This window comes from Leucobacter sp. GX0328, assembly GCF_053567315.1.
Genome location: NZ_JBSGPC010000003.1, coordinates 103,019 through 115,170 on the forward strand (window position 1 = coordinate 103,019; position 12,152 = coordinate 115,170).

10 protein-coding genes and 1 other RNA gene are annotated in these 12,152 nt (G+C 70.1%); 8 read left to right on the forward strand and 3 right to left on the reverse strand.

All coding sequences use genetic code 11. The annotated features are described in order from the left end of the window. Nucleotides 1-109: 109 nt before the first annotated feature. The 5 genes from ACUYTF_RS11580 to ACUYTF_RS11600 all read left to right on the forward strand — a co-directional run bounded on the left by ACUYTF_RS11580 (nt 110) and on the right by ACUYTF_RS11600 (nt 4,441). Nucleotides 110-988 (forward strand): MetQ/NlpA family ABC transporter substrate-binding protein, encoded by an 879-nt coding sequence (locus ACUYTF_RS11580; RefSeq protein ID WP_434143343.1) that lies wholly within the window; start codon nt 110-112, stop codon nt 986-988. Between the two features lie 117 nt (nt 989-1,105). Continuing rightward, complete coding sequence (locus tag ACUYTF_RS11585) at nt 1,106-2,134, forward strand: methionine ABC transporter ATP-binding protein (RefSeq protein ID WP_449279848.1); 1,029 nt, start codon at nt 1,106-1,108, stop codon at nt 2,132-2,134. Next, complete coding sequence (locus ACUYTF_RS11590; protein ID WP_434143347.1) at nt 2,134-2,793, forward strand: ABC transporter permease subunit; 660 nt, start codon at nt 2,134-2,136, stop codon at nt 2,791-2,793. Before ACUYTF_RS11585 ends, ACUYTF_RS11590 begins: the two co-directional genes overlap by 1 nt. 39 nt (nt 2,794-2,832) lie before the next feature. Further along, a complete protein-coding gene (locus tag ACUYTF_RS11595) occupies nt 2,833-3,693 on the forward strand; it encodes a Nif3-like dinuclear metal center hexameric protein (RefSeq protein ID WP_434143349.1) in 861 nt (286 codons plus the stop codon). 10 nt (nt 3,694-3,703) lie between these two features. Then, nucleotides 3,704-4,441, forward strand: a complete 738-nt coding sequence (locus ACUYTF_RS11600; RefSeq protein ID WP_434143351.1) for a zinc ribbon domain-containing protein — start codon at nt 3,704-3,706, stop codon at nt 4,439-4,441. Between the two features lie 33 nt (nt 4,442-4,474). Here ACUYTF_RS11600 and rnpB read toward each other — a convergent pair. The 3 genes from rnpB to map form a co-directional block, all read right to left on the reverse strand. After that, nucleotides 4,475-4,855, reverse strand: an RNA gene (rnpB, locus tag ACUYTF_RS11605) — RNase P RNA component class A. Nucleotides 4,856-4,868: 13 nt separating this feature from the next. Further along, nucleotides 4,869-6,215 carry a magnesium transporter gene (gene mgtE, locus ACUYTF_RS11610; protein WP_434143353.1) on the reverse strand — a complete coding sequence of 449 codons (1,347 nt, stop codon included), beginning with the start codon at nt 6,213-6,215 and terminating at the stop codon, nt 4,869-4,871. A gap of 245 nt (nt 6,216-6,460) precedes the next feature. Further along, on the reverse strand, nt 6,461-7,330 hold the full coding sequence (gene map / locus ACUYTF_RS11615) for a type I methionyl aminopeptidase (protein ID WP_434143355.1): 870 nt from the start codon (nt 7,328-7,330) through the stop codon (nt 6,461-6,463). Between the two features lie 38 nt (nt 7,331-7,368). On the opposite strand from map, the gene ACUYTF_RS11620 reads away from it, so the two are divergent. From ACUYTF_RS11620 to ACUYTF_RS11630, 3 genes are all read left to right on the forward strand, one after another. Continuing rightward, nucleotides 7,369-7,569 carry a methionine aminopeptidase gene (locus tag ACUYTF_RS11620; RefSeq protein WP_434143357.1) on the forward strand — a complete coding sequence of 67 codons (201 nt, stop codon included), beginning with the start codon at nt 7,369-7,371 and terminating at the stop codon, nt 7,567-7,569. Nucleotides 7,570-7,658: 89 nt separating this feature from the next. Continuing rightward, nucleotides 7,659-8,996, forward strand: a complete 1,338-nt coding sequence (locus ACUYTF_RS11625; protein WP_434143359.1) for a glutamine synthetase beta-grasp domain-containing protein — start codon at nt 7,659-7,661, stop codon at nt 8,994-8,996. 11 nt (nt 8,997-9,007) lie between these two features. Further along, the gene (locus tag ACUYTF_RS11630) at nt 9,008-12,043 is read left to right on the forward strand and encodes a bifunctional [glutamine synthetase] adenylyltransferase/[glutamine synthetase]-adenylyl-L-tyrosine phosphorylase (protein WP_434143620.1); all 3,036 of its coding nucleotides are present in this window, start codon (nt 9,008-9,010) and stop codon (nt 12,041-12,043) included. The last annotated feature ends 109 nt before the right edge of the window (nt 12,044-12,152 follow it).

Sequence of the window (12,152 nt, forward strand, 5' to 3'; positions counted from 1 at the left end):
GATTTCGCGATGCCGGGCGGTTGCGTCAGGCTGGGAGTCGTGGCCCGCCGCGAGATCCTCGGCGAGCAATGAAATTCGAGACCGAGAACCAGATAAGGTACCCGCAATCATGAACCTGAAGAAAGCCGGCGTCTTCGTCGCCACCATCACCGCGGCCGCGCTCGCCCTCACCGGTTGCGCCGGGTCGTCGGACAAGGCCTCCGACGACACCGTCAAGCTCGGCGTCGTCGGCGCCAGCGACCCCTACTGGGAGACCTTCGTCGACGCCGCGGCGAACGAGGGCATCGACGTCGAGCTCGTCGATTTCGCCGATTACAACCTCGCGAACCCCGCGCTCGCGAGCGGCGAGGTCGACCTGAACCAGTTCCAGCACATCATCTACCTCGCGCAGCACAACAACGCGACCGGTGACGATCTCGTCCCGATCGGCGCGACCGCGATCTACCCGCTCGGCCTCTACTCGAACCAGTACCAGAGCGTCGAGGACATCCCCGACGGCGCGACCGTCGCGATCCCCTCGGACGAGACCAACCGCGCCCGCGCACTCCTCGTGCTGCAGTCGGCCGGTCTCATCGAGCTCACGGGCGGCGGCTCGGTCACCTCGACCCCCGACGAGGTCGACGAGAGCAAGTCGCGCGTCAAGGTGCAGGAGCTCGACGCCGCACTGACGGCGACCTCGCTGGGCGACGTCGCTGCGGCCGTCATCAACAACGACTTCGTCGAGGACGCCGGCGTCAAGTTCGAGGATGCGATCGCTCAGGACGACCCGAACGACCCCGCTGCCTTCCCGTACATCAACATCTTCGCCGCCCGCGCCGAGGACAAGGACAACGAGACCTACGAGAAGCTCGTCGACATCTATCAGACCGATAAGGCCGTGCTGAAGGGCGTCGCCGAGAACTCGGGCAACACGGCGGTCTTCGTCACGACCCCCGCGTCGGAGCTGCAGGAGAGCCTCGCGAAGGTCGAGAAGGACATCAAGGAGTAACCAACGGTAGTGAGCCGAAGCTGGGATGCGCCGACACCACCGGTCGCGCCAGCACAGTAAAATCGGGGCATTCGCAAGCGGATGCCCCGATTTTCATCTCGAGGAAGGACCACGTCGATGACGCGCGTACAGATCAGCGGGGTCGGCAAACGCTATCCCGGAAGAGGCAAGGGAGCCGCCGAAGTGGTCGCGGTCGACGACGTGTCGATCGATATCGCGTCGGGCGAGATCCACGCCATCATCGGGTACTCCGGTGCGGGCAAGAGCACGATGCTGCGGTTGATCAACGAGCTCGAGCGCGTGTCGAGCGGCAGCATCCTCGTCGGCGACAGCGACATCGCGACGATGGGGGAGCGCGAGCTGCGCCGCGAGCGCACCGAGATCGGCATGATCTTCCAGCACTTCAACCTCTTCCGCTCGAAGACCGTCGCCCAGAACGTCGCGTACCCGCTCGTGGTCGCCGGGGTCGCCACGGCCGAGCGGCGCGAGCGGGTCGCCGAGCTGCTCTCGTTCGTTGGGCTCGGGGACAAGGCCCGCGCGTTTCCCGAGCAGCTCTCGGGCGGTCAGAAGCAGCGCGTCGGCATCGCGCGCGCTCTCGCGACCAATCCCGGGGTGCTGCTCGCCGACGAGGCGACGAGCGCGCTCGACCCCGAGACGTCGCAGGAGGTGCTCGCGCTGCTGAAGAAGGTGAACGCCGACCTCGGCATCACCATCATCCTCATCACCCACGAGATGGAGGTCGTGCGCTCGATCGCCCACCGGGTGACCGTGATGGACGGCGGCAAGGCCGTCGAGCAGGGCGACGTGTTCGACGTGTTCGCCAGCCCGAAGACCGAGACCACCCGCCGGTTCGTCGCGACCGCGCTGCCGACGCAGCCCGATCCCGAGCACCTGCGCAGATTGCAGCAGAAGCATCGGGGCAAGCTCGTCTCGGTCACGTTCCGCGACGGAGGAGTCGATCAGCCGGTCGTCTTCCGCACCCTCGCCGAGCGCGGCATCGGCGTCAACATCGTGCACGGCGGCGTCACCGAAGTCGGCGGCCGCAGCTTCGGCAAACTGACCCTGGAGCTCATCGGCGATGAGCTCCAGGTCGAGCACGGCATCGCCGCCCTCGAGCAGCAGACCGACCTGGAGGTGCTCGTCTGATGGACGCGATCATCGAATTCCTGCCCAAGGTGCTCGTCGCCACCGGCGAGACCCTGCTCTACGTCGGCATCGCGATGCTCATCGGCGGCATCCTCGGCCTCGTCATCGGCGTCGCCATCGTCGTCACCCGCAAGGGCGGCCTCGTGCAGAGCCTGCCCGTCTACTGGGTGCTCAACCTCCTGGTCAACTTCTTCAGGCCGATCCCGTTCCTGATCCTCATGGTCGCGCTCCAGCCGCTCGCGAGAGTGGTCGTCGGCACGGGGATCCAGAGCCCGGCGTTCATCTTCGTGCTGTCGTTCGCCGCGACCTTCGGCATCGCCCGCCTGGTCGAGCAGAACCTCCTGACCGTCGACCCGGGCGTCATCGAGGCCGCCCGCGCCATGGGGGCGAGCCCGCTGCGCATCATCCTCACGGTGCTCATCCCCGAGGGCCTCGGCCCGTTGATCCTGGGCTTCACCTTCGCCTTCATTGCCGTAGTCGACATGTCGGCCCTCGCCGGCATCATCGGTGCAGGCGGTCTCGGCAACCTGGCGCTGCAGTACGGCTTCCGCCAGTTCAATCCGTGGATCACCTGGGGCACGGTGCTCGTGATGATCATCATCGTGCAGCTCGCGCAGGCGCTCGGCAACGCGCTGGCCCGGAAGATGCTGCGGCGGTAGACGGCCCGCGGCACCGGGGCGTTCCGGTAGCCTCGACCCATGGCTCCCGGAACCCCCACCGCCCCCGTACTCGCCGACCTGCGCCGCGTCGCGGAATCCCTGTGGCCCGCAGCGACGGCGGAGAGCTGGGACCGCGTCGGTCTCGCAGCGGGGCGCGATGCCGCCCCGCTGCGCCGCGTGCTGCTCGCCGTCGACGCCGTCGCCGACACCGTCGACGAGGCCCTCGGACGCGGCGCCGATGCGCTCATCACGCACCACCCGCTGCTGCTGCGCGGGGTGCACACGATCGCCGAGGACACCGGCAAGGGCGCACTGCTCGCCCGTCTGATCCGCGGCGACTGCGCGCTGCTCTCCGCCCACACCAACGCCGACCAGCCCGAGGGCGGAGTCTCCGACGTCATCGCGAAGCGCCTGGGGCTCGCAGGGATCGAGGCGCTCGTGCCGGCAGAGGGGCCGACCGCGGTCTTCGGCATCGGCCGCGCGGGCGTGCTGCCCCGCCCGGAGACGCTGCGCGAGTTCGCGCAGCGCGTCGCAGCGATCATGCCGGCGACCGTCTCGGGTGTCCGGGTCGCGGGCGATCCGGAGCGCCCGATCCGTCGCGTCGCACTGCTCGGGGGCGCGGGCGACAGCCTGCTCGACCATCCGCTCGTGCGCGGCGCCGATGTCTACCTGACCTCGGACCTGCGGCACCACCCCGCGCAGGAGGCCGTCGAGCTGGCGCGCGTGGCAGGGGGTCCGGCCCTCGTCGACGTCGCGCACTGGGCGAGCGAGTCGCTCTGGCTCGACGCCGCCGCGCAGACCCTCGCGCGTCTGCTGCCGGGCGTCGAGTTCGCAGTGAGCCGACTACGCACCGACCCGTGGACCTTCGCCACGGGCGCCGAGGCGCCGGCCATGCCCTAGGCTGAGACCTATGAAGGCCAGCCCCCGCCAGCAGCAACTGCTCCTCGACCTGCAAGAGCTCGACACCGCGCTCGCGCGCCTCGCCCGCCGCCGGCAGTCGCTGCCCGAGCGCGCGGAGCTCGCCGGCCTCGCCGGCGAGGTATCCGCGACCCGCGAGAGCTACATGGCGGCGCAGCGCGAACTCGACACGCAGTCGGCCGAGATCGATCGCATCGAGGCGGACGTGCAGCTCGTGCGCCAGCGCCGCGAGCGCGATGAGCAGCTGATCGCGCAGAGCACCTCGAGCAAAGAGGCCCAGGCGCTGCAGGGCGAGCTCGACGCGCTCGCGCGCCGCATGGGCGAGCTCGAGGACCGCCAGCTCGGGGTCATGGAACTGCAGGAGGCGGCGCAGACTGCGTTCGACGCGGCGGCGGCCGACCTCGCCGGCGTGGATGAGCGCCGAGCGGCGATCCAGGCGAAGATCGATGAGGCCGAGCGCGCCATCGATCGCGATATCGCCTCGCAGAGCGAGGAGCGCGCGGGCCTGGCCGCCGAGGTGCAGCGCGACCTCATCGAGGTCTACGAAGAGCTGCGCGGCCGCATCGGCATCGGAGCCGCGCGTCTGCGCGGCAACGTGTCCGAGGCCAGCAATATGTCGCTGACCCCGGCCGAGCTGAGCAACATCCTCTCGGCGGCGCCCGACGAGCTCGTCTTCTGCCCCGGAACGGGCGCGATCCTCGTCAGAGTCGCGGCAGACGAAGCGGCATAGCCGCGACGTCGCGCCGACCCGATCGACGGGCGGCGGAATGGGCCGACTGTACGCCGGGTTCTGTACCGACCGGTCTCCCGGCCGGTGACGGTCATCTCTCTCGACTCGCCGTTGCCGACGAGTTCTAGCAGCCTACCCGCAGACTCGGCGAGGAGCGTCGACGCCTGCTGTCTGGCCTTGCTGCGAACGAGGTTTACCTGGCCGCCCGTGTCACCACGAGCGCCGGTGGTCTCTTACACCACCCTTTCACCCTTACCCGACGCAGCGAACTGCGCCGGGCGGTCTGCTCTCTGTTGCACTTTCTCGCGGGTTGCCCCGGGTGGGCGTTACCCACCGTCCTCCTCTGTGCAGCCCGGACGTTCCTCGGTGCGGCGCCGCCGAAGCGACCCGCAACGCGACCGTCCGTCGGCCCATTCCGCAGCCCAGTCTACCCGAGACCGAGCACCGAGATCGCGACCGTGAAGTAGATCATGAGCCCGCTCGCATCGCAGAAGGTCGAGATGAACGGCGTCGAGAACACCGCCGGGTCGACGCGGCAGGCCCGCGCGACCATCGGGATGACGCCGCCGACGGTCGCAGCGATCGGGCAGTTGATCAGCAGCGTGAGGGCGATGACCGTTCCGATCGGCACCCCGTAGACGAGCGCGGCGACGGCGAAGGCGATCGCGGCGAGCAGCGCGCCGAGCAGCAGACCCGTGCGCACCTCCTTGAATGCGACGCGCAGCACATCGCGCAGTTCGACGTCGCCGACCGCGAGCGCGCGGGTCACGGTCGTCGCGGCCTGCGAGCCGGTGTTGCCGCCGATGCCGGTGAGCAGCGGGATGAACAGCGCGAGCGCGACCTGCTGCTCGAGGGTCGCTTCGTACAGTTCGAGCACGTTCACCGTCAGCACCGCCGACACCGCGAGCACGAGCAGCCAGACGATGCGCGAGCGCGCGATGCGGCGCACGGGGGTGAGCAGGTACGGGCGCCTGAGCGGTTCGCTGGCGCCCGCTCGGGCGTGGTCCTCGGCGACCGCCTCCTTGTCGATCCGCGCGGCATCGGCGATCGGCAGCACCCCGACGAGCCGCTGCTCGCTGTCGACCACCGGTGCGAGCAGCACGCCGGTGTCGAGCACGCGGCGCGCGGCCTGCTCGACGTTCTCGGCGGTCGAGGCGATGATCGGGTCGTGGTTCAGGATGTCGGCGACCGGAGCCGCGGGGTCCGCCCGCCACAGCTCGGCGGGGTCGGCGGTGCCGACGAGGATGCGGTCGTCGGTGAGCACCGGGATCGCCGCCAGATCGGCGATGCCCCCCGTCTCACGGGCGATGCGCGCTGTGAGCTCGGACACCGAATCGTGCTCGTAGCCGCGCACGACGGTGGGGGACATGTGCCTTCCGACGGAATCGACCGGGTAGCCGAGCAGGGCGAGCACGCGGACGCGGCTGGTCGGGTCGATGGACGAGATGAGCCGCTTGGCGACGCGGGCGGGCAGTTCGTCGAGCAGGCGCGCCTGCTCATCGGGGTCGAGGCCCTCGAAGACCTCGGTGACGGCGCCGTGGCCGAGCTCGTCGACGAGGTCCGCCTGCGTGCCTCCGGCGAGGCTGTCGAAGACGGGTGCGGCGGTGTTCTTGTCGAGCAGGCGGAAGACGAATGCGGCCTCGGGCGTCGGCAGCGCCTCGACGACCTCGACGATCTGCGGGGCGTCGAGGTCGTGCAGGGTCGCGGCGATGCCGGTGAGGTCGCGCTCCTGCAGCAGGTCGCGAACGGTAACCAGGATCTGGGGGTCGAGCATGGCGGAATCCTTCGGGGCGGGCGCGCTCGATGCGGCGGGCCGGCGTCTCCGCGAACAGCGGGAGGCGGCCTCATCCGCGAGGCGAGCGAAAGCGCAGCGGAACGGTCGTGTCGCGCCTCTGCAGACACCTGCTCCTGGGGTGCGGCGGCGCGCTACCCGGCCCAGAAGGTGCGATGAGATCGACTGAGCGGATCGCTCATCATGCACCTCCTCAAGGCCTCGGGGCGGAATTCGCCACCCCCACCCTACTCGGAAACGGTGAGCAGTTCGAAACCGTCCTCGCGTACGACGATCGTGTGCTCGAACTGCGCCGTGATGCTCTTGTCCCGGGTCGTGATGGTCCAGCCGTCCTCCCACTGATCCCATTCGTGGGTGCCGAGCGTGAGCATCGGCTCGACGGTGAAGACCATGTTCGGCCTGATGACGGTGTCGTAGACGGGCGCCGAGTCGTAGTGGGGGATGATGAGCCCCGAATGGAACGACGACCCCACCCCGTGGCCGGTGAAATCGCGCACCACGCCGTAGCCGAAGCGCTTCGCATAGGTCTCGATCACGCGGCCGATGACGTTCACCTGCCGACCCGGTCGGGCGGCCTTGATGCCGCGCATCATCGCCTCGTGCGTGCGCTCGATGAGCAGGTCGACCTCCTCGCGCACCTCGCCGACGCGGAAGGTGCGGTTGGTGTCGCCGTGGAAGCCGTCGAGGTAGGCCGTGACATCGACATTGACGATGTCGCCTTCGCGCAGCACGGTGCCGTCGGGCACGCCGTGGCAGATCACCTCGTTCACCGAGGTGCACGACGAGGCACGGTAGCCGCGGTAGTCGAGCGTCGACGGGTAGGCCCCCTGCGCCACCACGTACTCGTGGGCGATGCGGTCGAGCTCCGCGGTCGTGACGCCCGGGCGCACCGCCTCGCCCACGGCGTCGAGCGCGCGCGAGGCGATGCGCCCGGCGGCGCGGATGTGCGCGATCTCCTCGGCCGTGTAGGTGTCGTCGCCCTCGTACTTCGGCGGCATCGCGAGACCGACGTAGGGCGGCCGCGCGATCGCCGTCGGTACCGTGCGCTTTGCGGGGAGGGAGCCCGGGACGAGATGGCCGTGAGAATCGAAAGGCATGCCCCTAGTCTATGAAGTGAACGCTGCAGGGAGGCACGATGGGCAAGAAGGACTGGGGGATCGACGATCCCCGGGAGACCTACTGGTACAACAGCCGCACCGGCGAGGTCGAGGAGGGGCCGCAGTCGCTCTCGCTCGACCGGCTCGGTCCGTTCGCGACGCGGGAGGAGGCCGAGCGGGCCGATGAGATCGTCGCGGAGCGCGCGAGGCAGTGGGCCGAGGAGGACGCCGACGACTGACCCGCCGCCGTGCGCGGGGAGGCGCCCGGCCGAGCACCGGTGCGCGCTAGTCTGAACGTAGTGGCACGGCCGGGCTGAAGGGAGCTGGTGTGAGCAAACAGCGCGATTTCGTACTCCGCACGATCGAGGAGCGCGGCGTGAAGTTCGTGCGCCTCTGGTTCACGGACGTCTCGGGCACCCTGAAATCGGTCGCCATCGCGCCGGCCGAGGTCGAGGGCGCGTTCAGCGAAGGGATCGGCTTCGACGGCTCCGCCATCGAGGGGCTCACCCGCGCCTACGAGTCCGACCTGCTCGCGGTGCCCGATCCCTCGACCTTCCAGCTGCTGCCCTGGCGCAATCAGGACCAGCCGAGCGCGCGCATGTTCTGCGAGATCCGGACCCCGAACGGGGAGCCCGCGGTCTCCGACCCCCGCAACGTGCTCAAGCGCACGCTCGAGCGCGCGGCCGAGCGCGGATTCGCCTTCTACACGCACCCCGAGATCGAGTTCTACCTGCTGAAGTCGAAGCAGGTGGGGCCCGAAGGGCCGATCCCTGTCGACAGCGCCGGCTACTTCGACAACGTGCCCGGAGGCACCGCCCACGACTTCAGGCGCGAGAGCGTCAACATGCTGGAGGACCTCGGCATCTCGGTGGAGTTCAGCCATCACGAGGCCGGCCCGGGGCAGAATGAGATCGACCTGCGCTACGCCGATGCGCTCACGATGGCCGACAACATCATGACCTTCCGCACGGTGGTGAAGGAGGTCGCTATCGCCCAGGGCGTGCACGCGACCTTCATGCCGAAACCGCTCGCCGAGCACCCCGGCTCGGGCATGCACACGCACCTCTCTCTCTTCGAAGGCGACACGAACGCCTTCTACGACCCCGCCGCCGTGCATCAGCTGTCGCTGACCGGCCGCCGATTCGTCGCGGGCCTGCTGCGCCACGCGCCCGAGATCACGGCCGTCACCAACCAGTACATCAACTCGTACAAGCGCCTCTGGGGCGGCGACGAGGCGCCGTCGTTCGTGAGCTGGGGCCACAACAACAGCTCGGCGCTCGTGCGCATCCCGATGTACAAGCCCAACAAGGGCGCCGCGGCGCGGGTCGAATACCGCGCGCTCGACGGGGCATCGAACCCCTACCTCGCATTCGCGGTGCTGCTCGCGGCGGGCCTCAGAGGCATCGAAGAGGAGTACGAGCTGCCGCCCGAGGCCGAGAACAACGTGTGGGCGCTCAGCGACGGCGAACGGCGCGCCATGGGCTTCGACCCGCTGCCCACGAGTCTCGACCACGCCCTCGCCCTCATGGAGCGCTCCGAGCTCGTCGCCGAGACGCTCGGCGAACAGGTCTTCGCCTACTTCCTGCGCGACAAGCGCCGCGAGGTCGCCCGCTACCGCAGCCAGGTCACGCCGTACGAGCTCGCATCGATGCTCGACACCGTGTGAGCCGCGGCACGATGGCATCGGCGGGGCGCGGAGCCGGCGGGCCGAGGCTCGCCGACATCGCGCGCGCCGGCTTCCAGGAGCTCACCGATGCGCGGGCGCAGCTCGAACCGATCGCCGAGGCGCACTCCGCAGCGACCGGCGACCTGCTCGACGCATTCTCGGCGGCCGCCGACCCCGATGCCGCGCTCGCCCGGGTGCGCCTGCTGCACGATCAGCACCCCGACGCGCTCGGCGCATTCGACGCGGTGCGCTGGCGCCGCCTGGCCCTGCTCTTCGGCGCGTCGCCGGCACTCGGCGACTTCTTCTGCCGGCAGCCCGCCGGCCTCGTCGCACTGCTCGACAGCGGCGGCTGCATCGTCGACCGCGAGACCGCGTCGCGCGAACTGCTGCGCGCCGTCGGGGCGGGCACTGCAGCCGGCGCCCTCGCGGGCGATGCGGGGTGGAACGCGCTGCGCGTGCGCTATCGCGAGCTGCTGGCAGGGCTCGAGCTGTACGAGCTCGAGCACGGCGCGCACGACGGCGCCCTCGACCTCTTCGAACGCGTCGCCGCGTCGCTCTCCGACCTCGCGACGGCGGCGATCGAGGCGTCGCTGCAGGTCGCGCGGGCATCGCTCGCGGCCGGGCTCTCGGGCCCGGCCGTCGCACCCGAGCGCCTCGAAGCGACCCGGCTCGCGATCGTCGCGATGGGCAAGTGCGGCGCCGAAGAGCTGAACGTCGTCTCCGACGTCGATGTCGTCTTCGTCGCGGAATCGGCCGACGACGACGTGCTCGCGGGTGACGCGCTGATCAGGGTCGCGACGCGGCTCGCCAGCGAGACGATGCGCGGCATCCACGACCCGGCCTCGGAGCCGCCGCTGTGGCAGCTCGATGCGAACCTCCGCCCCGAGGGGCGCCACGGCGCGCTCGTGCGCACCCTGGGGTCGATGCTGAGCTACTACGACCGATGGGCGAAGGCCTGGGAGTTCCAGGCGCTGCTCAAAGCCCGCGCCGTCGCTGGCGATATCGGGCTCGGCGAGGAGTTCGTCTCGCGCACGCGCTCCGGAGTCTGGGCGTCGTCGTCGCGTGAGGACTTCGTCGGCTCGGTGCAGCGCATGCGGGGGCGGGTCACCGAGCATATCGACGACGACGAGATCGATATCCAGCTGAAGCTCGGGCCCGGCGGCCTGCGCGACATCGAGTTCAGCGTGCAGCTGTTGCAGCTCGTGCACGGGCAGTACGACGACCGGCTGCACCTGCGCGGCACGCTGCCCGCGCTGCGCGTGCTCGTCGAGGGCGGCTTCGTCGCGCGCAGCGACGGCGAGCGGCTCGCTGAGGACTACCGCTTCCTCCGCGTGCTCGAGCATCGCCTGCAGCTGCGCCAGTTGCGGCGCACGGCGCTGATGCCGAGGGACCCCGACGAGTTGCGCGTCCTCGCTCGGGCGAGCGGGTTCGCCCCGGGTGGGCGCGAGCTCGTCGCCCGGTGGGAGACCGTGAAGCGCGAGGTGCGCGCGCTGCACCTGAAGATCTTCTACGCCCCGCTCTTGAGCGCCGTCGCCGCACTGCCCGAGGAGGAGCTCGTGCTCGGAGGCGACGAGGCGCGTGCGCGGCTCGTGAGCATCGGCTTCAGGGATCCGGACGGCGCGATGCGGCACATCGCGGCGCTCACCCGCGGCACCTCGCGGCGCGCCCGCATCCAGCGCAACCTCATGCCGGTGCTGCTGCAGTGGCTCTCGGACGGCACGGACCCCGACTACGGTCTGCTCGCGTTCCGCCGCGTGAGCGAGGCGAACAGCGAGACCCCCTGGTACCTCAGGCTGCTGCGCGACGGCGCCGAGGCCGCCGAGCGCCTCACCCGGCTCCTCTCGACGTCGAAGTTCGCGGCCGAGCTCCTGGAATCGAACCCCGAGGCCGTCGGATGGCTCGAGAAGGATGCGCTGCTGCAGCCGGTGCCGCTCGCGACGCTGCGCGAGGAGATGCGATCGCTCGCATCGCGGCGTCCGACGGCGGAAGAGGCGGCGCGTGCGCTGCGCTCGGTGCATCGCCGCGAGATCCTGCGCCTCGCGATGGGGCGCGCGGTCGGCGTCATCGGCGAGAGCGAGGTGTCGATCGGCCTCGACGCCGCCCACACGGCGCTGCTCGACGCCCTGGTGCGGTCGCTGCGCCAGGAGCACTCCGCACAGGGGGGCGACGTACCGCAGGTCGCGATCATCGGCATGGGGCGCTACGGGGGCGGGGAGCTCGGATTCGCCTCGGACATCGATATCCTCGCCGTCTACCGGCCCGTCGACGGCGGGGGAGAGGCATCGGCTCGCGCCGCGACGCGGCTCATCTCGGAGCTGCGACGACTCGTATCCGATCCGCGGTTCCCCGTCGACCTCGACTTCGATCTGCGGCCCGAGGGCAAGAACGGGCCGATCGTGCGCAGCCTCGACGCCTATCGCACCTACTACGAGCGCTGGTCGGTCACCTGGGAGGCGCAGGCGCTGCTGCGCGCCCGTCACGTCGCCGGCGACGCCGAGCTCGGCCGCGACTTCGAAGCCCTCGCCGACGCGACGCGGTACCCGCGCGAGTTTCCCGAGGCATCGGTGCGCGAGGTCAGGCGCATCAAGGCGCGGGTCGAGAACGAGCGCCTGCCGCAGGGGGCCGACCCGAAGCGGCATCTGAAGCTCGGGCCGGGCGGCATCAGCGATGTCGAATGGCTGCTGCAGCTCATCCAGCTGCGCCACGCCGCCGAGCATCCCGAACTGCGCACGGTCTCGTCCCTCGAGACGCTCGCGGCCGCACGTCGTCTCGGCTACCTCACCGCAACCGAGGCCGAGCACCTCGAAGACTCCTGGCGCTTCGCGAGCGAGGTGCGCTCCGCGGCGAAACTGTGGTCGGGCAAGGCGTCCGACGTGCTGCCGACGAACTGGGCCGATCTCGCCGGCATCGCCGGAGTGCTCGACCTCCCCGGCGAGCTCGTGTCCGAGCTCGAGGAACGGTGGTTCGCCGTCGCTCGGCGCGCGCGGGCCGTGTTCGAACGCGAGTTCTTCGGCTATGAGGAAGAGGAGCACTACCGCTTCTTCTAGGCGGACCGCACGTCGACCGGCCCGTCACGAGCCGTTCACCGACACGCTACGAAAGAACCCTTGTCCATTTCGTTATGGAAGCGTAACCTGATCGTTATGCAGTACTTAC

Coding starts and splice junctions, on each gene's coding strand:
- ACUYTF_RS11580 (WP_434143343.1), top strand. CDS start 110: ATGAACCTGAAGAAAGCCGGCGTCTTCGTCGCCACCATCACCGCGGCC.
- ACUYTF_RS11585 (WP_449279848.1), top strand. CDS start 1,106: ATGACGCGCGTACAGATCAGCGGGGTCGGCAAACGCTATCCCGGAAGA.
- ACUYTF_RS11590 (WP_434143347.1), top strand. CDS start 2,134: ATGGACGCGATCATCGAATTCCTGCCCAAGGTGCTCGTCGCCACCGGC.
- ACUYTF_RS11595 (WP_434143349.1), top strand. CDS start 2,833: ATGGCTCCCGGAACCCCCACCGCCCCCGTACTCGCCGACCTGCGCCGC.
- ACUYTF_RS11600 (WP_434143351.1), top strand. CDS start 3,704: ATGAAGGCCAGCCCCCGCCAGCAGCAACTGCTCCTCGACCTGCAAGAG.
- mgtE (WP_434143353.1), bottom strand. CDS start 6,215: ATGCTCGACCCCCAGATCCTGGTTACCGTTCGCGACCTGCTGCAGGAG.
- map (WP_434143355.1), bottom strand. CDS start 7,330: ATGCCTTTCGATTCTCACGGCCATCTCGTCCCGGGCTCCCTCCCCGCA.
- ACUYTF_RS11620 (WP_434143357.1), top strand. CDS start 7,369: ATGGGCAAGAAGGACTGGGGGATCGACGATCCCCGGGAGACCTACTGG.
- ACUYTF_RS11630 (WP_434143620.1), top strand. CDS start 9,008: ATGGCATCGGCGGGGCGCGGAGCCGGCGGGCCGAGGCTCGCCGACATC.